At 46.8% G+C, this 22,998-nt stretch carries 22 protein-coding genes; 6 read left to right on the top strand and 16 right to left on the bottom strand.

The window, feature by feature from the left end; all coding sequences use genetic code 11:
• The first annotated feature begins 227 nt into the window (after positions 1-227).
• Positions 228-1,595: a thioredoxin-disulfide reductase gene (gene trxB, locus ACQ4M5_RS36510; protein WP_430680703.1), complete on the top strand. Its 1,368-nt coding sequence runs from the start codon at positions 228-230 to the stop codon at positions 1,593-1,595.
• A 168-nt stretch (positions 1,596-1,763) separates the two neighbouring features.
• Entirely contained in the window at positions 1,764-1,904 is a 141-nt protein-coding gene (locus tag ACQ4M5_RS36505) for a high light inducible protein (protein WP_430680702.1), read from the top strand.
• A gap of 52 nt (positions 1,905-1,956) precedes the next feature.
• Here ACQ4M5_RS36505 and ACQ4M5_RS36500 read toward each other — a convergent pair whose 3' ends face one another.
• Genes ACQ4M5_RS36500 through ACQ4M5_RS36490 form a run of 3 tightly spaced genes read right to left on the bottom strand, consistent with a single transcriptional unit; the run spans position 1,957 to position 5,349 of the window.
• Positions 1,957-3,582 (bottom strand): GldG family protein, encoded by a 1,626-nt coding sequence (locus tag ACQ4M5_RS36500; RefSeq protein ID WP_430680701.1) that lies wholly within the window; start codon positions 3,580-3,582, stop codon positions 1,957-1,959.
• A gap of 4 nt (positions 3,583-3,586) precedes the next feature.
• Entirely contained in the window at positions 3,587-4,387 is an 801-nt protein-coding gene (locus tag ACQ4M5_RS36495) for an ABC transporter permease (protein WP_430680700.1), read from the bottom strand.
• Positions 4,384-5,349, bottom strand: a complete 966-nt coding sequence (locus tag ACQ4M5_RS36490) for an ABC transporter ATP-binding protein (protein ID WP_430680699.1) — start codon at positions 5,347-5,349, stop codon at positions 4,384-4,386. Before ACQ4M5_RS36490 ends, ACQ4M5_RS36495 begins: the two co-directional genes overlap by 4 nt.
• 549 nt (positions 5,350-5,898) lie before the next feature.
• Between ACQ4M5_RS36490 and ACQ4M5_RS36485 the strand changes: the two genes are divergently transcribed.
• Positions 5,899-6,927 (top strand): PEP-CTERM sorting domain-containing protein, encoded by a 1,029-nt coding sequence (locus tag ACQ4M5_RS36485; RefSeq protein WP_430680698.1) that lies wholly within the window; start codon positions 5,899-5,901, stop codon positions 6,925-6,927.
• 44 nt (positions 6,928-6,971) lie between these two features.
• On the opposite strand, the gene ACQ4M5_RS36480 is transcribed toward ACQ4M5_RS36485, so the two are convergent.
• From ACQ4M5_RS36480 to ACQ4M5_RS36470, 3 genes are all read right to left on the bottom strand, one after another.
• Entirely contained in the window at positions 6,972-7,655 is a 684-nt protein-coding gene (locus ACQ4M5_RS36480; protein WP_430680697.1) for a cyanoexosortase A system-associated protein, read from the bottom strand.
• Positions 7,652-8,488, bottom strand: coding sequence for a cyanoexosortase A (gene crtA, locus ACQ4M5_RS36475; protein WP_430680696.1), 837 nt, complete (start codon positions 8,486-8,488; stop codon positions 7,652-7,654). Before crtA ends, ACQ4M5_RS36480 begins: the two co-directional genes overlap by 4 nt.
• A 194-nt stretch (positions 8,489-8,682) precedes the next feature.
• A complete protein-coding gene (locus ACQ4M5_RS36470) occupies positions 8,683-9,597 on the bottom strand; it encodes a branched-chain amino acid transaminase (RefSeq protein WP_430680695.1) in 915 nt (304 codons plus the stop codon).
• Between the two features lie 208 nt (positions 9,598-9,805).
• On the opposite strand from ACQ4M5_RS36470, the gene ACQ4M5_RS36465 reads away from it, so the two are divergent.
• The gene (locus tag ACQ4M5_RS36465) at positions 9,806-11,671 is read left to right on the top strand and encodes a protein kinase domain-containing protein (RefSeq protein ID WP_430680694.1); all 1,866 of its coding nucleotides are present in this window, start codon (positions 9,806-9,808) and stop codon (positions 11,669-11,671) included.
• Positions 11,668-12,366 (top strand): dethiobiotin synthase, encoded by a 699-nt coding sequence (gene bioD / locus ACQ4M5_RS36460; RefSeq protein ID WP_430680693.1) that lies wholly within the window; start codon positions 11,668-11,670, stop codon positions 12,364-12,366. Before ACQ4M5_RS36465 ends, bioD begins: the two co-directional genes overlap by 4 nt.
• Before the next feature lie 346 nt (positions 12,367-12,712).
• On the opposite strand, the gene ACQ4M5_RS36455 is transcribed toward bioD, so the two are convergent.
• The 3 genes from ACQ4M5_RS36455 to ACQ4M5_RS36445 all read right to left on the bottom strand — a co-directional run bounded on the left by ACQ4M5_RS36455 (position 12,713) and on the right by ACQ4M5_RS36445 (position 15,090).
• Positions 12,713-13,696 (bottom strand): glycerate kinase, encoded by a 984-nt coding sequence (locus tag ACQ4M5_RS36455; RefSeq protein WP_430680692.1) that lies wholly within the window; start codon positions 13,694-13,696, stop codon positions 12,713-12,715.
• Positions 13,697-13,743: 47 nt separating this feature from the next.
• Complete coding sequence (locus ACQ4M5_RS36450) at positions 13,744-14,649, bottom strand: aldo/keto reductase (RefSeq protein ID WP_430680691.1); 906 nt, start codon at positions 14,647-14,649, stop codon at positions 13,744-13,746.
• 96 nt (positions 14,650-14,745) lie between these two features.
• Positions 14,746-15,090 (bottom strand): hypothetical protein, encoded by a 345-nt coding sequence (locus ACQ4M5_RS36445; RefSeq protein WP_430680690.1) that lies wholly within the window; start codon positions 15,088-15,090, stop codon positions 14,746-14,748.
• Positions 15,091-15,178: 88 nt separating this feature from the next.
• On the opposite strand from ACQ4M5_RS36445, the gene ACQ4M5_RS36440 reads away from it, so the two are divergent.
• A complete protein-coding gene (locus ACQ4M5_RS36440) occupies positions 15,179-16,405 on the top strand; it encodes an FGGY-family carbohydrate kinase (protein WP_430680689.1) in 1,227 nt (408 codons plus the stop codon).
• A 106-nt stretch (positions 16,406-16,511) separates the two neighbouring features.
• Here the strand turns inward: ACQ4M5_RS36440 and ACQ4M5_RS36435 are convergent, their stop codons facing one another.
• From ACQ4M5_RS36435 to ACQ4M5_RS36405, 7 genes are all read right to left on the bottom strand, one after another.
• Positions 16,512-17,183 carry a type 1 glutamine amidotransferase domain-containing protein gene (locus ACQ4M5_RS36435; RefSeq protein ID WP_430680688.1) on the bottom strand — a complete coding sequence of 224 codons (672 nt, stop codon included), beginning with the start codon at positions 17,181-17,183 and terminating at the stop codon, positions 16,512-16,514.
• 79 nt (positions 17,184-17,262) lie between these two features.
• Positions 17,263-17,847: a TetR family transcriptional regulator C-terminal domain-containing protein gene (locus ACQ4M5_RS36430; protein WP_430680687.1), complete on the bottom strand. Its 585-nt coding sequence runs from the start codon at positions 17,845-17,847 to the stop codon at positions 17,263-17,265.
• Positions 17,848-17,970: 123 nt separating this feature from the next.
• Entirely contained in the window at positions 17,971-18,600 is a 630-nt protein-coding gene (locus ACQ4M5_RS36425) for a hypothetical protein (RefSeq protein ID WP_430680686.1), read from the bottom strand.
• A gap of 95 nt (positions 18,601-18,695) precedes the next feature.
• Complete coding sequence (locus ACQ4M5_RS36420) at positions 18,696-19,295, bottom strand: exopolysaccharide biosynthesis protein (protein WP_430680685.1); 600 nt, start codon at positions 19,293-19,295, stop codon at positions 18,696-18,698.
• A 481-nt stretch (positions 19,296-19,776) separates the two neighbouring features.
• Positions 19,777-21,603, bottom strand: a complete 1,827-nt coding sequence (locus ACQ4M5_RS36415; protein WP_430680684.1) for a polysaccharide deacetylase family protein — start codon at positions 21,601-21,603, stop codon at positions 19,777-19,779.
• Between the two features lie 127 nt (positions 21,604-21,730).
• The gene (locus ACQ4M5_RS36410) at positions 21,731-22,402 is read right to left on the bottom strand and encodes a HEAT repeat domain-containing protein (protein WP_430680683.1); all 672 of its coding nucleotides are present in this window, start codon (positions 22,400-22,402) and stop codon (positions 21,731-21,733) included.
• A gap of 154 nt (positions 22,403-22,556) precedes the next feature.
• Positions 22,557-22,871, bottom strand: a complete 315-nt coding sequence (locus ACQ4M5_RS36405; protein WP_430680682.1) for a hypothetical protein — start codon at positions 22,869-22,871, stop codon at positions 22,557-22,559.
• Between the last annotated feature and the right edge of the window lie 127 nt (positions 22,872-22,998).

Raw genomic sequence — 22,998 nt, 5'->3', positions numbered from 1 at the left:
GAAACCCCGCTGAAGCGGGCTAAGAGAGCAATACGGAGTTCTTAGCCCAGTTTAGTGGGCTTCCCACGATTAGCCCGGAGATTTATTTCCGGGCGGGTGAATGCGATCAACGATTACTTCTCAAACACCCTCTAAGGAGATTAAAAGCGCGATCGCGCAACCCTTTCATTTTCTTTCAGATTTGGCTATACTACTCATAGTCGTTATGAGTTTGTAATAAAGGTCTTATGGCAAACCCAACTGTAGAGAATGTAGTAGTGATTGGGTCGGGTCCGGCAGGGTATACGGCGGCGATCTATGCGGGACGTGCCAACCTCAAGCCGCTTGTATTTGAAGGGTTTCAAGCAGGTGGATTACCCGGCGGACAGCTCATGACCACCACCGAAGTCGAGAATTTTCCTGGGTTTCCCCAAGGGATTACGGGTCCTCAGTTGATGACGCAAATGAAAGCGCAGGCTGAACGCTGGGGTGCGGAATTGGTTATGGAAGATGTGCTGGAAGTTGATTTTTCCCAGCGTCCATTTACGATTCGATCGGAAACTCGTGAAGTGAAAGCGCATACCGTGGTGATCGCGACAGGAGCGACCGCGAAACGGTTAGGACTGCCGAACGAGCATGAGTTTTGGAGCCGTGGAATTTCGGCTTGTGCCATTTGTGATGGAGCAACTCCGATTTTCCGAGGTGTGCCGCTGGTTGTGATCGGGGGTGGAGATACCGCAGCAGAAGAAGCGATTTATCTCACCAAGTATGGCGATCATATTCACATGGTGGTGCGCGGTGATGTGATGCGTGCCTCGAAAGCAATGCAAGATCGAGTTTTGAGCAATCCTCGAATTACAGTGCATTGGAACTCAGAAGCGATCGATGTTGTGGGCGATGAGAAGCACATGACGGGTGTGAGACTTCAGAATCGCAAGACGGGTGACGAAACCGTTGTCGAAGCGAAAGGCTTGTTTTATGCGATCGGTCATACACCGAACACTTCGCTGTTCAAAGGTCAGCTTGAACTTGACGAGATTGGCTACATCAAGACTAAACATGGCAGCGTTGAAACCAGCTTAGAAGGTGTATTCGCAGCGGGTGATGTGCAAGATCATGAATTCCGTCAAGCGATTACCGCAGCGGGAACCGGATGTATGGCGGCAATGTTGGCGGAACGTTGGCTGTCGGTGAATGGACTGGTGCAAGAATTTGCTCGGATTCAAGCAGATGTGCCGAATGAAGAGAATACGGCTCATGCAGCGAGTGAATCCGAAGTTGTAGAATTCAGCTTAGAGCATACGCGGCATCGGGGTGGATTGGCACTTCGGAAGTTGTATCACGAAAGCGATCGACCAATTGTCGTCAAATACGCCTCACCGAGTTGCGGTCCTTGTCATACCCTGAAACCGATTTTGAGCAAGGTTGTGGATGAGTTTGATGGTCAGATTCACTTTGTCGAAATTGACATCGAAGAAGATCCAGATATTGCAGAAGCGGCGGGCGTGATGGGAACGCCGACTGTTCACATCTTCAAGAACAAAGATAAGGTGGCGGAATTGAAAGGCGTGAAGCAAAAGAGCCAATACCGCGAAGTTCTTTCGGCTCATATCTAAATCAAGTTTCGCTCTGTTCAGGTCGCAGCGGATGAGGAGTTCCTTGTCCGCTGTTTCTTATGGCTATCGATCGACTTCAATTCCTCAGTCCAAAATTTTACGATGGTCAATTCCGTTAAGAAATGTTACGTTAGTTGTAACAATCTGTCTTTCTATAGAGGTAACGACATGGAAAAGAAAGGAACCTTCGGCTTTACCAATTTTGCTGAAAACTGGAATGGTCGCTTGGCAATGCTCGGTTTAGCGATCGGGCTTGCCACTGAATTAATGACTGGAAAAGGCATCTTGGCTCAGTTGGGCTTGATGTAATTCTCCTTGGGTTTATCGTTATGCACCTGGAAGTTAGTTGCTTCCAGGTTTTTTAACGCCTTTGCCACCAGACTGCGCCAGCCGCGATAAATCCAACGAGTGGAACAATTCCTAATGCCAAAAACCCAAGCAGCATCGCTTGCTCATTGTTCAAAACAATCCGGCGATTTCGCACTTCTTTGGGGCGAATCGACAGCGGTTGGAACGGATCTTGGCTCACCCAACTAACAGAATTGAGAAACACATCGCCGTTAAGCTGCTGATTAGAGAAGCCATTCACGATAAAGGTAGAGTTTCCAAACACGACCATTCGAGCGGGTTTAGAGGCGACTGGACTAGGCGAAACAGTTGGAGAGGCATTCGGGCTTGGGGAAGCAGTTGGCGAAGGCGTTGGAGAGGGCGACGGGCTTGGGGTGACAGCGCGTTCGAGTGCAACTCCGATCGCTAAAGGTCCCGGTCGATCGCCACCATCTAGTTTCAGCGGTTGTTGCTTGATATTGCTTTCTGCCCAACTGTTTGGATCGGTTAATAACAGTGGAGTGGCTTGAACTCCGGGAGTTGTTGTAATGTCGATCGGACGTGCGATCGGATAAAACGAAATCCCATTGCCAAAATCTTTCGTAATCGGATGTGCGCCATACTGGGTCACGACTGCGACTGCTGGACCTGCATTGGTTAATTGTTGCTCAGGAGCGTTAATTGCAACGCGATCGTCTAATTTCACACCCCAACTATTTAACAGCGAATCGAGTCCAGCTTTGACATTCGGATCAACCGCGATCAACAGATTTCCGCCTTGATTAGAGTAGTCTTGGAGCGCTTTCACTTCGCCTTCTGCTAAGGTGCGAGTCGGTCCAATTACCAAAACCGCTGACGCATCAGAGGGAACGCTTCCAAGTTGAGCGAGATTCAGCGGCTCATTGGTAAAATTCTTATCTTCCAAGGCTTTGACAGAATTAGAAATCGCGCCTTCGCCTTCAGTGAGTGACTTCTCCCCGTGACCTTGAAGGAAATAGGCTTTAGAACGTCGATCGCTAGTAATCTGCAAAATCCCATTGGTTAATCGACTTTCAGATAGTCGAGCTTGCGGAGAAATCGTTTGCAGAAATTGTCTTCGTTTGCTCGATTGCAGTTCGATAAAAACATCGCCAGCATTCTTGACACCAAAAGCTTGAGCGGCTCCAGGATTTGCTTGCGGATCAACGAACTCAAAGGCAAATTTCGGAGTTCTGCGCTGATAGTTTTCGAGCAGATCCAAATCTTGAGGATTGCGATCGCTTGAAAAAATCCAAACTTTCACACCCTGCTGCATTTCTCGTAAAACTTGCTGTGATTCAGGCGAGAGTGTAAACAATCGGGATTCTGTGAGATCAATTCTTTGAGCCGATCGCACAGCAAGCAAATTAATCAATCCGAGAATGACGAGAACCGCGATCGTACTGACTAACGCATTCGTGCTGGCTTGTGTCGATCGTCTTCGCCAAAAACTTGGAGTCAAAGGATCTTCAAATCGCCCGATCAGAATCATCCATAATCCGATCAATACAATTCCAGCGATAATCAATCCAATTGGGATCGATCCCCAAGTACCCGAAACAATGCCAGCGGAAATGCCTGCCAAAATTAGCATTGCACCCGGCAGAATGAGAAATTTTACGAAACTAAAACGTCTTTTCATAGCATTAAGAACGCTGGAAGCGGAATGTGTCGATCGATTGAGCCGTCAGAAAAATTCCTAGAAAGATATAACTTGCGAATACAGCAAGGCTACTCGTATCGACAATGCCTTGAATCAAATTCGTATAGTGTTTTAACAGCGATAAATGCCCGATCGCTTCTCCAACCACACCGCCAAAACTTCTCGCAATGAGATCCACTACCCACAATACAAGTACCAACGCAAACGTGAAAATGGCAGCAACGATCGTACTATCGGTTAGCGATGACATGAACATTCCGAGCGATAACACTGATCCAGCCAGTAGCAATAATCCAGCGTGACCGAGTAAGAGAACATTGATTTGAACTGGTGGATTGACATTAGAAAGCGCGATCGCTTCATACAGTAACAACGGTAATGACATCGTAAAGAAGAACGTCATCACACCAAGTAATTTACCGACTGCAACCGCCCAATTTGTTAATGGGGATGTCGCCAACAATTCTAAAGTGCCGCGTTTACGTTCCTCCGCGTATAATCCCATTGATAAAATTGGCAATACGAAAAGGGATAGCGAACCGATCACACCGAGAATCGTGCGAATGAATTCATAAGGAATATCAACTGGAGCCGTTGAAGTTCCTGCTGCTGCTGCTTGATCGAAAATTGCGGCTTGTTGAATCACGCCATCAAGCGTCACCGTAAAGAGAAACCCAGTAATCAGCCAAAACACAGCCGCGATCGCATACATCAATGGAGACGTGAAATAACTCAGAAGCTCCCGTCGATAAATTGCCACGATGTTATACAAAACCGTTTTCATGTTTCTTCCTCAGCGTGATCTTCAACAGGTTTTTCTTCAGTCGTCAATTCCAAGAACACATCTTCTAAACTCGCCTGCATTCGCCGCATTTCGTACAATTCAACTCCACGATTTACGAGTGCGGTTGCGATTTCGCTTCCAGGTTCCGTTCCCGATTCTGACACGACGCGAACCCGATATCGATCGTCTGATCTCGTAGATTTCTCGATCGATTGCACATTCTGAATCAGATTAAGACAATGCTCGATCGCGTTCCAATCTCCTTCAACTTCCAACTCATAGCCCGTTCCGCGATTCAGTTGCGCCATCAATTGATCAGGCGTATTCGTTGCCACCACTCGACCACGATTGATAATCGTGACGCGATCGCAGGTCATACTCACCTCTGGCAAAATGTGAGTCGAAAGAATTACCGTATGATCATTCGCCAACTGTTTGATCAAATTCCGCACTCCGATAATCTGACGCGGATCAAGTCCCACGGTCGGCTCATCCAGAATAATCACAGGCGGATCATGTACGATCGCTTGAGCAATTCCCACCCGTTGCCGATAACCCTTAGACAGCTTGCGAATAATCGTTTTGCGCTTCTCGACTAATCCGGTTTTTTCGAGCGCCGTTTGAATTTGGTTGGCGCGATCGCCTGCACTCACTCCTTTAATCTGCGCCACAAAGTTGAGAAATCCCTGCACCGTCATTTCCGGGTAAAGGGGCGGCGACTCTGGTAAATATCCAATCTTCTGCCGCACCTGCATCAAATTCTCATGCACCTCAAACCCAGCCACTTTCGCAGTTCCACGACTTGCCGGAAGATAACCTGATAAAATTCGCATCGTCGTTGTTTTTCCAGCCCCATTCGGACCCAGAAACCCAAGAATTTCACCTGGCTCTACCGAAAAAGTCACATCCTCGATCGCTGCTGTTGACCCGTAGAGTTTGCTGAGATGCTCAACTTCGATCATAAAATCCAGAGAATTAAGGGCGCAGTCTCGTAGGGTAGCAAAGTTTTGCCCGGACTGCCCTTAATTCGACGCAAACCGAAACGATTTGCTCCCGATAAGTAGCGCTAATATCTACCTTTTGAAAGCCTGATATCGATCGACCGATAGAGGAAACATTCAATCTCACGGAGGGCACGATCGAGCCGTTTCATCCCGTATTCTATGAAGTATAAGGTTAAGCGATTAACTAGAAAACCAATTATGTCTAACCGGGGAGCGCCTAATGCTCCCCTTATTATTTTTAAAGATTCAGCAATTACTAGGAATCACGGAGCCTCACTTCATAAAGGGTTCATGAGGAACCTTAGAAGAACCGCAGAATTTCGGACGTGATATTTAAGCTTGTGTAAAATAGCGCAGCAGTTTAGCGGAAGTGCGACATAATTCGGTTAGAAATACTTAACTTTCTTACAGTGAGTTTGACAATTCTGCACAGTAATAAAGACTGTGACACAGAATTGCGCGGGGGCATCAACCATCTACTCTCCGTCTACTGTAAGGTCTCCTTGTATGACAATTTATCCTCGTGGCTTCCGGTCTCCCCCCGAACCACAACGTGATTTAACGATCGCTCAATCCGCAGCGACCCAAGATCGTGTCTCATCGACTGCTCATCGACGGAATTCCCTAGCTCGAATGACGATCGCACTCACCAGCGGTTGGTTCGCGAGTCAGATTGCGCTTCCCGTTTATGCTGCCAATTTAATCAATAACTCAGGTATTCAATTTGACCAAGATACAACGTTAGAATCTAACTTTGTCGAGTCTCACGGCGCGTATCAATCGACCTTTGGCGTAATCAACCTGGACACCAAAGAAAAAACGCCCTTGCTGGTAGAAACGAGAGCTTCCGATGCCCCAGAGTCCATTTTCAAAGCTTCCACTCGTCGGAGCCATCTGGGAACGAATACGGACTTCCGAGGCACACCTGGTAACGCCGTTCCCAAACCCGTCGCGCAGTATAACTTTAAGGCAAATCAACGCTATGTGTTGTACTTAGAATCATCGTTTAATGGTCGTCCCACTGGAATTCTCTACTCGACCGATGTGCTCAATCCCAACCGAGAACAGCAAGTACAGTTCGCAGGCGGAATTAGCGACCTCTGTAGCAGCGGAGTTACAGTCGGATGGGACGATACCGGATCGAAACTGGTGCGCGATCGTCAACAGCAAGACCGCGATTTCGATGATTTCGTGGTTCAGATGAAGAGCGTAACCTGCGGAATTGGGGGCGGTGAAACTCCAGAAGTCGCGGTTGCCGCCCCGGAATTGCCAGGAGTGATTGCACCAGGGGGCGGAGCGAGTGCGCTTTGGTTGGCTCCATTGGCAGCGTTGCCCTTCCTCTTCCGAGGTGGTGGCGACAATCCAGGTGGAGGTGGAGGAACCCCGATTCCGCCCCCACCCGGTATCGTGCCCCTACCCGGTCCTCCGCCCAGACAACCCGAAACAATTCCAGAGCCATTCACGATTCTGGGATCAGGAAGCGCGATCGCATTCGCAGCCCTGATGGAGCGACGACGTAAGAAAAACCGCAAATAGATTCTGCGATCGCGAGATTCAAACCAATGAGTCTCGCGATTTTTTTAGGATTCTGGGGGATAGTTGTTTTGCCACCACTGCACCCATTCGATCCAGGCTTGGTCGAGTTCTTGCTCGGTTGTTTCCGGAGAAAGTCGATTGATCGGGGTCGAAATTCGCGTCCAGAGGCAGCGCATATCTCGGAGTGGACGTTGACCCAGGAGCCAGGGAAGAGATCGACCGAGCAAAAATTCGGGACGGTTCGGGGCTGATCGAAATTCACCTTGAGTCACGGTCGTTTTTCCAGTGGAAACGATGCAGGCAGTGATAAAACGACGACCCGATCGTTCATACGTGGCATGAGGTCCAAACGTCGATTGTCCTGGGTTAAAAGGAATGCGTTCACCCCAGATTGTGGATTCTCTAACAATGTCGCTCACTGTGCCGTAATCGTGAAAGTATCGCACTTCGACATCGAGCGGTTTGCCGTTTCGCAGATAGCGGTACACCTGTCCTGCAATCATCAAGTCATCAATGCTGGTGGCGAGAGATGGCGTGTAAAATCTTTGTTGTCCGATCGGAGTAGCTTGAACGAATTGCCAGCGAGAGAGTGGAATCGAGGCAGGAAACGTATAACTGGGTGGAGTGGGTCTTTGAACGGGAGTGGCTGCCAGTCTCAGCACGACTAAACTACTACTGACTAAAGCAGCCGCTAACCAGATATTCCGAACTTTCTCCCAGGCTTTCAAGCTTGTACCTCCTCTTCTTCTTCAGCGCGATCGGCTTGTTCGAGTAGGAAGTAGCAAAGCAAGCCAAACAGCGAGACGGAAATCATCGAAAAAATTAGCGATCCAGTTCCCAAATGCCAATAGTCAAAAGCTTCTCGATTATTTTGATCGACTAAGATTGCCATCAGTGCAACTCGAATACTGTTGACAATGAATGCGATCGAGATTCCTGCAATCGGCACAATCAGCGATCGCATCCTGCCGATCGGAAACAGCAGAATAAACAGCACTCCAAGCGATAAATGCTGCCACATCAGTTGAATTCCAGAACATCCTTGGTAAACTTCAACGCTTCCAGTCGGCAGATGAATCATCACTCCTTCTTGCACGACTCGAAAGCCTGTATACCAAAGCAAACTGCCGCTAAATTCTGCGGTGAGAGGGGAAATGTCAATCTGAGAAAGTAAAGTCGTGGTCGGAATCGTCAACCAGCCTAAGACGATAAGTTCTCGCCAGTAAGATTTGAGTGCGAAACCAGAGGCGAGCAGAGCGACACTCACACCCGCAACCAGTGGAAAGAATCGTAGAAACGCATCGTATTGAGACACCATCAGGCTACGGAATAAGAGCCAAGCGATCAAGACGAGCGCGATCGCACTAGCGGCAAGAGAACTTTTGAAGTTCAATTCTTCGTGTCTGCGCCAAATCATAAACCAAGCCGCTGCCCAACAAATCACCGTAGCTTCCAGGAATTGCCCTTGGTGATTAATTCTCCAAATCAGTTGGAAGTGAATCGTGGTTAGAGCAACTGCGATCGCCAGTAAGAGGTACGGTGTCTTAAAGAACCCTTTCATCGAGGATGAATTCATCAAAAAAGCTAGGGCTAGATTACTTAGTTTTGCGGAAAGTTTCGAGACGCTCAGGATAGATTTTTAGGCAAAATTATCAAGTTTGACAGATTGTTTTTGGGGGCGAGAACGGCAGCACGCAGAGACGCGATTAGAGTTCCTGTGCATTCGCGCCTCAACCAAATTTTTGGAAAATTGATCTATCGAATGTCGATCGTATTCACCCAGTCGCGATACCGTTCATCCCGATTTTCGGTAATTTTCGTCAACACCTCACGTAATCGATCGGTAATCGGTCGATTCGTGCCAAATTCAAAGGTCTCGATCTTTTTCACAGGTGTAACTTTCGCAGCCGTTCCACTCAAAAACACTTCATCTGCAATAAACAGTTCCGTTTTATCTACGGGTCGCTCTACTATTTTGATTCCCATATCGCGAGCGATCGTCAAAATACTATCCCGTGTGATTCCTTCCAAGATATCTTGATCATATCCAGGCGTAATCAATTCTCCATTCCGCACCATGAAAATATTCATTCCTGATGCTTCACTCACCTTCCCTTGTGAATTAAGCAAAATCGCCTCATCAAACCCACACGCAACCGCCTCTGTCTTCGCCAAAGAGGACGTAATATACGCGCCGCTAATCTTGCCTCTGAGCGGTAAACTGCGGTCTTCCTGACGATACCAAGAACTAATTCGACAACTCACGCCATCTGGAGATAAATAATCGCCCAATTCCAAACCGTACACAAAGAAATCCTTCTCGATATTGTGCAACCGAGGCGCAATCCCCAAATCAGACGTGTAGACGAACGGACGGATATAAAACGATCGCTCTGGCTGATTCTTTTTCACAAACTCAGTAATGATGTTCTGAATCTTATCCGCAGGCAAATCGTGACCCAGAAATCTCGCACTATTGCTCAATCGTTGGCAATGTCGATCGAGCCGAAATAAGAGCACTTGATTGGGATTTTCCGGATTCGGAATACCGCGCAAACCACCAAATGCACCTGTGCCGTAGTGCAATGCGTGAGTTGCGATCGATACATTTGCCTCAGCAAACGGGACAAACTGATTCTTAAAGTAGGCGATAGGAAGGAAAGTGTGCATGGAATTGGGTAAAACTTCAGAACTGAGCGTGATCCATTTTGCAGATGAAAACGCGATCGATAGATTACCTAGATTACCTCAGAAATTTCAGTTCTAGGGCGGATTCCGTCTCTATCCCAAATTGTCTCGAATAGGATATAAGTAAATACTTGGAACCCTGCTTCCAAATTGCCCTTCTAGTAGTTCGTATCGTGCGATCGCCCCTGTTATGCAGCCACCCATCCCAGCCTCCACTATTTTACAGAGCCGCTACCGGATTCTCAGCGTTTTGGGACAAGGTGGGTTTGGGCGAACTTATCTCGCGGAAGATCAAGGACGGTTTAACGAATTGTGCGCGATTAAGGAACTCACGCCGCCGCAAGATAATCCTTATGCACTAGAAAAATCTAAAGAATTATTTCAACGAGAAGCCCAAACGCTTTATCAAATTCAACATCCTCAAATTCCTCAGTTCCGCGCCACGTTTGAGCAGGATCAGCGGTTCTTTATTGTTCAAGATTATGTCGAGGGAAAAACTTATCGATCGCTGTTAGATGAGCGCAAATCTCGCGGCTATGTATTTTCAGAAAGCGAAATCACTCAATTGGTGAAGCAAGTTTTACCCGTATTGGCATACATTCACGGCAAGGGAATCATTCACCGCGACATTGCACCCGATAACATCATGTTGCGCGATCGCGATAAGCTCCCAGTGCTGATCGATTTTGGAGTCGTCAAAGAACTGGCAACTCGGATTCAGGCACAAGAAACCGTGAAGCAGCATACAACAGTCGGCAAGCTTGGATATGCACCGACCGAGCAAATGCAGACTGGACGAGCTTATCCGAATAGCGATTTGTATGCGTTAGCCGTTACAGCAGTAGTATTGCTCACCGGGCGAGAGCCGCAAGATTTGTTTGATGAAAATACAATGACGTGGCGTTGGCAGCGCTATGTCACTGTAGAACCTACGTTCGCTCAAGTATTGAATCGGATGTTGAGCTATCGAGTCAGCGATCGCTTTCAATCCGCGACCGAAATTATGCAGGTTCTACAAACACCCGCTACGATCGCGCCACTCCCTGCAACGCCCCCTCCAACCAATGCTCAACCGCCTCAAACGAATGTTTCGAGAGCAGATACAGTTGCGATCGGACATCAGAATCCTTCAACTGTGGCTCGAACAAATGTTCAACGTCCCAATGATCCCTCAGTTCCGTCTCGTAGTTCGCTTTGGGATGATCCTTGGGCTGTGTTTGCGATCGGCACTGGTTTAGTCCTGCTTACAGGGTTAGGAGCATGGACAATTACTCGTGCTTTGATGAATGCGAATCAACCGATCGCGTCTCCAACTCCCAGCCCGACGATTACTGCCTCACCCAAACCCACCACGAGTCCAACCAATCGCCCCTCTCCGAGTCCTTCACCGACTCCTACGCCTGTCACGTTCAGTCAACAATTAGATCTATCCAGTGGATCAGTGACTCGGAGTGGAACATTACGATCGAATGAAACTCTAGAGTTAATTGTTCCAGCGAATCAAGGACAGCGCTTGAATACCAGTCTGGGAGGTGAAGGCGTTCTTCTGAGCGTGTTAGCTCCAAATCGTGATCCCGTTGATAATGCTGCAAATCGCGTTACCAATTGGTCAGGGGAACTTCCTTTCAATGGCAATTACACCATTCAGCTAAGAACTGTCAAAGGCATTCCAAAGAGCGATTTCAAACTCAACGTTGCGCTGCAAACTCCGCCTTCGCCTTCTCCGACTCCTTCACCGTCCCCCTCTCCGACTAATCCAACGGTAAGCGAACAAGTCATCGGCATTCCTCAAGGTCAAACAGGTGTCCAGGTCAGTGGAACTGTTAATCCATCAACAACTCGCCGCTACATCATCAATGTTCGACCCAATCAAACCTTATCTTTGGATCTCTCTCAAGGAGCAAGATTTACTCTAAGATATCCAGATGGTAGACCTGTCGAAGATGCAGCCAACTTGCAGAATTGGCAGGGGATTGTTCCGACAGGTGGCGGTTATCAGATTGATGTGACGAGCGATCGAGAAACCAGTTTTACACTAGGTGTTGATGCAAAATGATCGACAATGCACTTTTAATCACCGGAACTGATACAGACGCAGGTAAGACAGTATTGACGACTGCATTGATCGCGTATTGGCAAAAGTATTGTCGATCGCGTTCTCTCGGTGTGATGAAACCCTTGCAGACGGGAATTGGCGATCGAGAACTCTATCGTCAAATCTTCGATCTCGATCAAACGCCAGAAGAGTTAAATCCACTGCATTTTGAGGCTCCCTTGGCTCCCCCGATCGCGGCTGATCTTGAAGGTAAGCGCGTTCAGATGGAACCTGTTTGGAAAGCGTTTGAAGCGTTGCGAAGTAAACGAGATTTTGTCATCGTTGAAGCGTTGGGTGGATTGGGTTCGCCTGTGACTTATGAAACGACTGTGGCGGATTGGGCTTGGGATTGGCACTTACCAGCGGTGTTAGTTGTGCCTGTGAAGTTGGGCGCGATCGGGCAAGCGGTAGCGAATGTGGCATTGGCACGACAATCGAAAGTTCATTTGCGTGGAATTGTGTTGAACTGTATTCGATCGAGTACTGACGAAGAAATCGAGAACTGGGCATCGGTTCGTCTGATTGAGAGAATTGCTGGAGTTCCAGTTCTCGGATTAATTCCTTATCTGAGCAATCCAACTGATGTCGAAAAACTAGCTCAAGTTGCTGCAAATTTGGAGTTAGAGAAGATTTTGCCTGAATTCTCGTTACCTTGAAGCGTCCGGGCGAATGAATTCGCAGCTATACAAACGAAGTCCACGAAGGTGGACTAATATCCTTGACATTGGCTGTTAGTACGCGGCGCACTTTGTTTGTATAGCTGCGGTTTCTAACCGCCAAGTGCTCAGTCTTAGAGGGTGTTTGAGAAGTATAAAGAGCGCTTCGCTGCGTTGGCATTCCGCCCGGAAATGAATCTCCGGGCTAATGGAGGAAACCCCGCTGAAGCGGGCTGGGAGCGCAATTCGGAGTTCTTAGCCCAGTTTAGTGGGCTTCCCACGATTAGCCCGGAGATTCATTTCCGGGCGGGTGAATGCGATAAACGATTACTTCTCAAACACTCTCTTAAGTCGAACTCAGGTTAGTAATTCGAGCCACTGTATGCTCTGCTCCAATTTCAAGCACTAAATCTACACTACCTAAAATAGCCGGAATGAACAATTCTGGATGCAATGCTTTCCAGAAGTATTCAACAAATTGATCAATCTCTACATCGCTCAGTCCTGATTTACCTTGGTCGATCATTCGATGCTCTGCTTCTTTGCGCCATTGTTTGCTTAGTTGATAGTTCGGAACATAAAGAACAATCAATCGATCGAGCAATTCCCACAACGGCTCATAGTTCTGTAACTGCTCATTCATGTCTTGTGCAAATTGTCGATCGCTCTCTGTCAAAATCGGCGCAATATCAAACTGAGAAACTATCGGACGCACTCCGACAAACCAGCCTTCAAATAACACAATATCAGCTTGATCAATGTTTTCAGGAATTGTTCGATCGCCTTCTCCATTGTGCAAAGATTTATCAAATCGAGGAAGCGCGATCGGACAATTTCCCTGTCTAAATTGTGTCAGAACTTCGATTCCTAACTGTACATCATGTGTTCCAGGTGGACCTCGACGAATCATTCGCGGATCACGATTTCTCAGTGCAACACGATCGACATAAGGTAAATACAAATCATCAATTGACCAGCTAATTGCACGATATCCAAGCTGATTCAAAATGACGGTTAGTACTCGTGTCAGAGTCGTTTTTCCCGTTCCCTGACCACCTAAAAAGCCTTGAATTAGGCATCGATCGATAGATCCTCTCCAATCTGCAATCTGCATCGCTAGCGGCAGCCACAGATTCCAAATGGTTTCAATTGAAGGAGATAGATTGAGTTCAGAACAACAATCCTCGATCGCATCATAGCTATCGTTGAACAATTCTAAACGGGATTTGATGCGATCGCGAACATTGCTGTCATCAATTCCAAACGTTGGATTCTGAAGTGCAAGCAATTCTAACTGTGATTGATTGTTCGTTTTGATCAGTTGCTCCATAGATGTATCTTACGTGCCTCAGTCGAATTTACCAAGGCACGACAAGATTAGACATTCGCGATCGCATCTTCAACGATCGCAATCTCCATCGGGTCTAATCGAACCTGTGCAGCTTTCACCGAGTCTGCAATGCTTTCTGGTCTACTTGCACCCGGAATCGGCACAATGACGGGCGATTTCGACAGCATCCACGCCAGAATCAAACTATAGATAGATAGACCTTTCTCAGCCGCTAAATCTGCAATTCCCGTAAACTGCTTCAATTGACTCACACGACTAAAGCCACCTAAAGGACTCCAAGGTAAAAAGGTAATCCCTTCTGATTCACAGTATTCGAGTACGCCATCATACTCAGGATTGCGATGCCAAGGATTGTACTGGTTTTGCACCGAAACAATCTCAACCACATCTCGCGCCCGTTTGATTTGATCTATGCTGAAGTTAGACACACCCACATAGCGAACTAAACCTTGGCTCTGAGCTTCTTTCGCAGGTGTCAGCGCATCTTCGATCGAGTAATGTGGATCAGGTGAGTGATATTGCCAAATGTCGATCGGTCGATCTCCTCCTAATGCTTCAAAACTTTCGCGAATCGTTTGGCGTAGATGATCTGGATTGCCATTCTGTGTCCAAGATCCCTTCGGACGCATCAATCCGCCTTTCGTCGCGATCATCACTTCGCTTTTATCACCGGAATATTGTTGAATCGCTTTATAAATCAATTTTTCATTATGATGCTTATCTGATTCATCACGGCAATAAGCATCGGCAGTATCAATCAAAGTGACACCGAGTTCTAATGCTCTATGAATGGTTGCGATCGATTGATCTTCCGATGGGCGATCGCGGATTGACATTGGCATTCCACCCAGCCCGATCGGAAAGACCATCTCTCTGGTAATTCCGAGTTCTCTTAAATGGGAGACTGACATTACTTTGTCCTGAGTTTCCATAGCAACACCTCTAAACTGATCATCAGTAAAACGGTATTTACTACATTCCTACGTCCTACTGAAGAAAGAGTTCAGAAAGTGTCAATGTTTACAGTTCTAAAGTAGCAGTTCAAACTCGTTTTTTAATGAGTGAATATCTGCAACGCGGCTGACAAGTAGACTATCTTTGCCTGCATCTTGGAGTCGATCTTTCCAATGGTGAACGAGGTCGGAATTCTTCATCCAAAAGTTCACTACGGTTCCGACCACTTCATCGAGATGCCACTGATGTCGAGGGCTAACTGTTTCGACCGAATGAATGAGCGCATCTAAGGTACATTCAAACGTTGAGACGTATTCGACTCCGCTGGATAGATTTTTTTCAAGGGTGTTTTGTTGTTGATTGAAGAAAGACAAAATTGGAGAGACTCCAACGATATCAAAGGTATACATCAATACCATTTCTCCTCAGAACTGAATCATTTTTGGACGTTATTCTAAGAAGAATGAATTTAATTTGAAAAGACTTGTTGAACAAACTTAACAATTTATGACTCTATTTTCAGGTATCGATTTTGGCACTTCGGGTGCAAGAGCGATCGTCATCAATCCCCAGGGCGATATTGTTGCTCAGGCAAGTATTGAAATGTCTCAGTACTGGGATCAGATGTTATGGAAATTACTCGAAGCTTTACCGATCGAAGCGCGATCGCAGTTAGCTCGAATTGCAATTAATGGAACTTCTTCAACCGTTTTATTGTGCGATCGCTCTGGTGTTCCGATCACTGAACCTTTGATGTATAACGATTCACGAGGAGCAATTGTATTAGATCAAGTTCGCTCAATTGCACCAGAACAACATACAGTCATTAGTGCTACTTCAAGTCTTGCAAAGCTACTCTGGTGGCAGTCTAACTGTCCGAACTTTGATCAAGCACAATACTTTCTCCATCAAGCAGATTGGCTAGCCTTTCAGCTACATGGACAGCTTGGAATCAGTGACTATCACAATAGCTTGAAGCTTGGTTATGATGTGGAACGATTAGAGTATCCTGATTGGTTGCCGCTTCGAGAATTGTTGCCGATCGTAGTAGAACCTGGAAACTCGATCGCACCGATTCAAAGCTCGATCGCTCAACGCTTCAACATTCCAGCTACTTGTGAAATTTGTGCAGGGACAACGGATAGCATTGCTGCTTTTATTGCAAGTCAAGCCAATGAGAGTGGGGAAGCTGTAACTTCACTCGGCTCAACATTAGTACTAAAGCTATTGAGTGATGTTCGCGTCGATCGAGCAGACTTTGGCATCTATAGTCATCGCTTTGGAAATCGTTGGCTTGTCGGTGGTGCATCGAATACAGGAGGTGCAGTGTTAAAGCACTTCTTTACCTCAGATGAACTACGAGAATTTAGCGATCGTATTCCACCTTACGAAAGTCCGCTTGATTACTATCCCTTGTTGCAACCAGGCGATCGCTTCCCAATCAATGATCCAACACTTGCACCTCGATTAGAACCAAGACCTATCGATCGAGTTGAATTTCTCCACGGTTTGTTAGAGAGCATGGCAAGAATTGAAGCCCAAGGCTATCGACTGCTCGAATCATTTGGGTCAACACCATTGAAGCAAGTTTTGACCGCAGGAGGAGGCGCAAAGAATGAGGCTTGGACAACAATGCGGCAACGCCATCTCGGAGTTCCTGCAATGTGTGCAGCTCAAACTGAAGCGGCTTATGGAACAGCTTTGTTGGCGATGCAAGGATTACTTGAAAAATGATGAATTTGAACGAGATAATATCTACATCCAAACTTCTAACATGTAAGAATCTCATTCTGTGAATCCGTTGCGAGAAACACAGAATGAACTTGCTCAAGTGGCGAGATTAGTTGTTAAGAAGGGAGACGATCGCTTCTGCAACTCCAGATGCCGATGCTGGATTTTGTCCAGTCACTAAACGATCGCTGACAACCGTTCTTGCCTCAAAGTTTGGTGCTTTCTCGATCGTTGCACCTCGATCGATGAGCGTGGATTCAAGCAGAAAAGGAACAACATCTGTTAAACCCACTGCTGCTTCTTCCTCATTAGTAAATCCGGCAACAGTCTTGCCTGCAACCAGATATTCACCATTGGGCAGTTGAATGTTGACGAGTCCGGCAGGTCCATGACAAACTGCGCTCACCACACCGCCCTGCTCATAGATATCGGCTGCGATTTGAGCAAGGGTTGTGTCTTCTGCAAAATCCCACATCGTACCGTGTCCCCCTGCGTAAAAAATCGCTGCGTAGTCAGTTGGTTTGACTTGGGTTGGATGCAAAGTATTTTCAGTTTGCGCCACTTTAGCGGGATCATCCAAAAATGCAGCATTGGTTGGATCACTGCGATCGATGCCAATCATCGGTGCTTTGCCCCCTTGAGGACTGACATACTCAACTGTGATTCCAGCCCGCTCGAACACAGCAACAGGATGGCTCACCTCTGGAAGATAAAAGCCTGTTGGTTTACCTGTATTGCCGAGTCGATCGTGACTGGTCAGAACAATCAGTACTTTAGTCATAACTTCCTCCTAGTAAAAATAGACCAGTCTACTCAGATTGATTACTACAAATTCTACTCATCTAGTTTGAACTCGCAACTTAGGGCTTCAGTACAACTTCAAACGTCAATTGCATGAATACTTCTAGCGGTTTGATGCTTTTAGTAGTTTTCATACATAACAATGCTCCTTCCCAACTGTTCACACAATATTCAGCTAGGTCACGAGCATCACAGGTAGTCAAAACTTCTTGAGCCGCTTGAGCCTGCTTTAAGCAGTCTGCGACGCGCTGTCTCCAATCCTGATAAGCAATTTGAAGGTGTTGGCGAAAGGCTTCATTTTGATCCGCCATTTCTTGCCCTAGATTGCCGAGCAAACAGCCTTCTCGGTAGTGCAAAGATTCAAATTCCTGGCATTTGTCCTCGAAGTAATGTTTGAGGCGGTTCAGTGGCGATCGCGTTTCATCGTTTAGGTAATGATCTAGAATGCGATCGTGTTCTGCCACCTCATGCTGGATGATTTGCAGTCCAAAATCTTCTTTGCTCTTGAAAAAATGGTAGAACGATCCCTTGGGTACTCCCACAGCTTGCAGCACTTCTTGAATGCCTGTGTGGTTGTACCCTTTTTCAACAATGATGCGCCGTCCGGTCTGAATCAGCGCGAGTCGAGTGTCTCCTTTTACCATTCTCTCAATGACGAAGCCGATATTAGGTTGAGCAGTATTTAGTAGACCAGTCGTCTCAACAATTCAATATTAGACGACTGGTCTACTAAATGTCAACCCCGTTATTAAGCTGTCACAAAAACACTAATCGACGTATCCTAATCCCCAGATCATTGCATTAGAAATGATCCAAGTAACAATGAATACGACTAACCCAAAGCCAGCATAGAGCCTGATTTCTGAGAAGTGTAGCCACCCGAAGAAAAACGTTAACAGTCCTGCCGCGATCGCAATTCCCGTCGCACTCTGCAACAATCGAGTTTCTCCTATTTCATACAAAAAGAAATTTCGCTGTGGATATTGTTCTCTCAAGGTCGCGATTTGATTCGCGTTTAAGCCTAAATTGCTATTGGTTGTAATCACAGGCATCCATCCGCCGATGATCAGCGTGTGATAATTCCCTTCGCATTTTGCAGTTCGACCTGCATAGGATAATTCACACTGCTTTACCTCAGAACGTGCAGAAGTCATTGTCAGTTCCAAGGGTCGATCGAAGAGTAAGATTTGGCAGAAATCGCGAGATTGCACATGAGATTGCATTTGTGAACAGGCGATCGCTTGTCCGGGAATGAACAATGATCCCAGTTGTAATCCTGCTACTCTTCCACCTACAGGCATTGGAGCATGGAAGATGAGTTGAATCATGAAGACGTTGACGAGAACAACGAACAGAGCGATCGTACTATGCAAAAAGAAACGAATCGATCGACGCATAGACCCATTCCGCGAGAAGTAATCTTGTGGATTGACGTTCCTGCTCCAAAGTTCCACACTTCATCAAGTTTTCAAATTCACTTATTAAATTAAAACTACAGCAGAAGCAACAATAGTGCTGGAGTAATCCCTGTGACCATTGCACTGATCGCAATCATCAATCCATCTTTTTCAATTAAGCCGAGACAAATGAAAACAATCACGATCGCAGGCAGCATATTTCCAAACGGAATCGGCAACGCAATGATAATACTCAGGAGCAATACCATCAAACCAATTCCTCGTTCCGCTTCGGGTGTGGTCAAGAACGACCAGCGCGGCTCAACAAAGTGCTCCAGCTTCTCAAGAAACGGAATAGCCGCAGCAATAACCTGCCCACAATGTTCGCGTTTAAATGGATGATCGAGGATTTGCTCTGGAAGCCAGGGCTGTTGGAATCCAAGTACCATCTGACCAGAGACAAGGATCAAGGGCATAGCAACCAAAGCAGAAATGCCAGCAAACGGGAGCGGTAAAGCTTCGGGTAGCGCACAAATGATTAGCGTTGGACCAAATGCTCGATCGCCAAGTTCATTCAATAGGTCGCGCAATCGAATCTCATCGCTGGGATGCTGCTCTAGAAATCGCTGCAATAGTTGAGAGATTCGCTCTAGAGGCTGTTCTGGAGTTTGAACGATCGCAGATCCACTATTCATCTCGATCGCTGAAAATAGACGAGATTCGATCGCAGAATTCGGCAATGAGGGCGCGTAATTAATTAACCTCAGTTCGAGTTAAGCTCGGCGAATGGAATTCACAGCCATACGAACGAAGTGCACCTTCGCGCACTGCCAATTTTAATGTCTTAGTCCCCACAGGGGGACTTTGTTTGTATCGCCGCGAATTCTATTCGCCAGGGCTGCGGTTAAGCGATCGCAACTTGAATGATCTCATACCAAATCAATCAAAGATTGATTTGGTATGAGAGGGTGTTTGAAACGTATAGAAAAACTCTTCGCTGCGATTGCGTTCCGCCCGTGATTAGAAATCACGGTCTATCGGAAAAAGTCCACTAAAGGGGACTAGAAGCCAGTTATAGAGAACGCTTCAGTCTGTTTCAACAGACTTTGTTCCGATAGCCCCGAATTCCATTCGAGGGGCGATTGCTGCGATGAACGATTACTTTTCAAACATCCTCTAAGGTTTCACAGCCGTTTGACACGTGGTTGAATCAGTTTGAACAGGCGGCATCAAAGCCACAACGTGCGGAACCGGACGCGGCGTATAGCTCATCATCGATTCGCCTTTATACACCAGAGATGCACTCGCACCAGAATCGAGCATCACCGCTTCTTTCAATCCTGCTTTTGATAAAGCTTCCCCTAATGCAACTGAGTTCACATAATCACCCGATACCCCGACTAACGGACGATCGGCTTGATCAATTCCCCAAAAAGCTCGATCGCGTTCTGCATCAAACCCAAACAATCCCCGGAAGGTTTCTGCTGATTGGGGTTGCCCTTCTTTCACAAGCCATGCACCTGCAACAAAGGCATCTTTGGCATCGCTCATTTCTGAAAGAATGCCTTCGCGAGTATTGTGTTTCAGCGGATCAAATGGAACGAACTTGATTGTACGATCGCTCACTAATACTAAAGGTCGCCCTTCAAGTTTTGCCAATGATCCTTGAGGAGCCGCCGCAAAGGTTCCAGAGTGACTGCTCATCACCGGACCAATCATCTTGTTTGAATCGAGCATTTCTAGCGAGAAGAACCCTCCATCGACCCCTGCGATCGCGGGTGTGTCCTTGATGATCTCCCCAACCTGGAATCGGCTTTTGGCGTGAATTGTGGTTGGCTTTCCGCCCGCTGCCATAATCAGAGGCACTTTATCGATCGTGGTTTTGATCAATTCTACGGGCGCACTGAAGTTCTTACCATCTTGAATAAATGCGATCGGAGGTCCACCACTCGCAACTTCTAGCACTGTTTCAATTTGAGATTGTCCGATTCGCGAAATGTTGAATAAGTTCTCAGATTCTGCGGCAAATAGATTTGCTTCGTCGCTCATTGTCCAAGCCGCTTGATAGCCTGCTGCGATCGCGGCTTGCTGAACTCGCTCATCATTTTTGCCTTCAGGATAGACAAAGTACTTGATCGGAATGCCGAGGTTTGTCTCTAGAGATCGCTTGGATTCGGTCATCTCGAAGGCTAACTTCGTATCGTCTTTGATCTCGCGCAGATCAGAGGGATGGTTCACGCTGTGAGATGCGATCGTCACGAGTGGATCAGCCGCCATTTCTTTCACCTGCGCCCAATTCATGCCCGGACGACCTCTCGGTTTGTCAATCTTGGCAGGATAAATTGAGAATGCCGCCGGATAGCGGTACTTTTTCATCAGCGGATAGACAAATTTGTAATGTCCTAAGTAACCATCATCAAACGTGAGAACAATCGGCTTTGGAGGCAGTGGAATGCCCGTTTTGAGATGTTCAACTAATTGATCCAAACTGATCGGAGTTAGTCCATTTTTCTGAATCAGTTGAAAATGAGCCTCTAATTCTTCAGGAGTGACATCAAAAAAGACTTCTTTCTCAGCAATGATGTCGTGATACATCATGATTGGAACTTTCGCCAATCGTGCGCGGGGATTGATTTCGGGCGAGGGTACTTCAGCAAATTCCGTCTTCCAAGCTTCCGCAAACCGTTTCGATTCAGCGCTAAATGTCACAGGCTTGAAATCGGTCGGAACCGAAGTCGAAGCTTGATACCCGATCTGAGTTCCTTGAGAGCAAACAGGCGCGATCGCAACATTCAAACTCGATTGCAGTGTGGGAGGCTTCTCAGCGACAGGTAACAGCGGCGGAGTGAGCGTGGTCATCTGAGACGTATTTAGACCAGAACAAGCCGCGATCGAGACCGTTGCAGCGAAGGACAACAAACCCAGCGTTAAACGTTTCCAGTGCGATCGAGGAGCAACCCGCTTTGAGAAGCTCAGGAGACGATTCCAAGGCGACAATTTCATGGTGAGGTGGGGTTAGGGTCACTTGCTAAATATGTACTCGATCCGACGGACATCCCTAAGTCATGCAAATTACACAATTGGAGGGAGGCTTGTCAATCTTTTCCACGCTAGGTCTAACCCCATCCGGTTAAATTGAAGCTCCGTTTAATCGCTCCAATGCGATACGTGCTGCTTCTGCCACGTTTGAATTGCTGTCTTTTTCCATGTAGCGCAACGCTGAAATACTTTTTTCGCTGGGAAGATTGCCTAAAGCTTCTGCCAGTCTTTGTCGAACGAGCCAGTCTTCCGATTGAGCGAACCGCAGAATTGCATCGACGCTATCGATCGCTTTGATTTCTCCCAATGCTGCGATCGCGGCTTGCTGGACAACAATTTCCTCATTGTTCAAAGCTTGCAACAGAACTTCTTTGGCTCTTTGATCTTTCAAGTTGCCTAACGCTACAGCCGCACTAAATCGCACGAGCCAGTCTGTATCTTCATAGAATGCGCGAACTAACGGCTCAAAGGCTCTCAAATCTTCGAGATAGCCTAATGCACCTGCGGCATCCGCTCGAATTCCATAGTCTTTTTCTGTTTCCAGAATGTTGAGCAAAATCGGAAAACATTCGTCTGTTTGCTTAATTCCAAGGGCAAACACAGCCATCGATCGAATCTGCAAACTTTCGTCGTTCAGCACCTTTTTGATCAGTGGCACAGCATCTTCAGCCGGAATCTCCCGCAAGTTCGCTAAGGCAATCATGCGATCGCGGCTATTATCGCTTTCTAATTGTTGGGCAATTTGTTCGATACTGAGACTCATAATTTTCACAAATCTTAAAGTTCTGAGTTTATTGTGGCAGAATTGCGCTGATTCGGTTGGGCGGAATCAACGCAATTCGGAACGGATATCCACATTCGGGCAAACAAAAGCGACGGAAGCTACCTCCCGCCGCTGATGAAAAAGAACAATCTTACTAACTCGGCAAATCTACGCGATTTCCATTGTTATCTTCGTAATACATCGGAGGTTCAACCGCAAAGTTATTAATCTGACCTGATTCAGTGATCACATATCCGTCCGTTGTCTTCAAATCGGTGTCTGATTCTGCTTCGACTGCGGCTTCTAGGTTGTGAATGTTTTCTTCAACATTGACACCAGAAGGAATGCGTTCATCAGGAGCATTCACATCGGTTGGCTGTGCAGTTTGAACTGCCCAATGATCATTCCCTGCTGCGCCTCTTCCAGGTTGTGCCGATGCTGGAGATGAGAGATCTGGATTGTTTGACATAGGATTTACTCTGAGTGTTTACTCTGAACTTTTACTGCATGGTTTTGACAATACTGCGATCGAGCGTTTCAAAATTCCCTCGATCGAAAGAGCTTGCTAAACCCAAAGACAGAATCATCGAAAGGAT

It is taken from the genome of Leptolyngbya sp. AN10, from assembly GCF_050565645.1.
Lineage (GTDB): Bacteria > Cyanobacteriota > Cyanobacteriia > Leptolyngbyales > Leptolyngbyaceae > Leptolyngbya.
The sequence above is the reverse complement of the archived record's forward strand: the minus strand, read 5'-3'. Positions and strand labels throughout refer to the sequence as shown.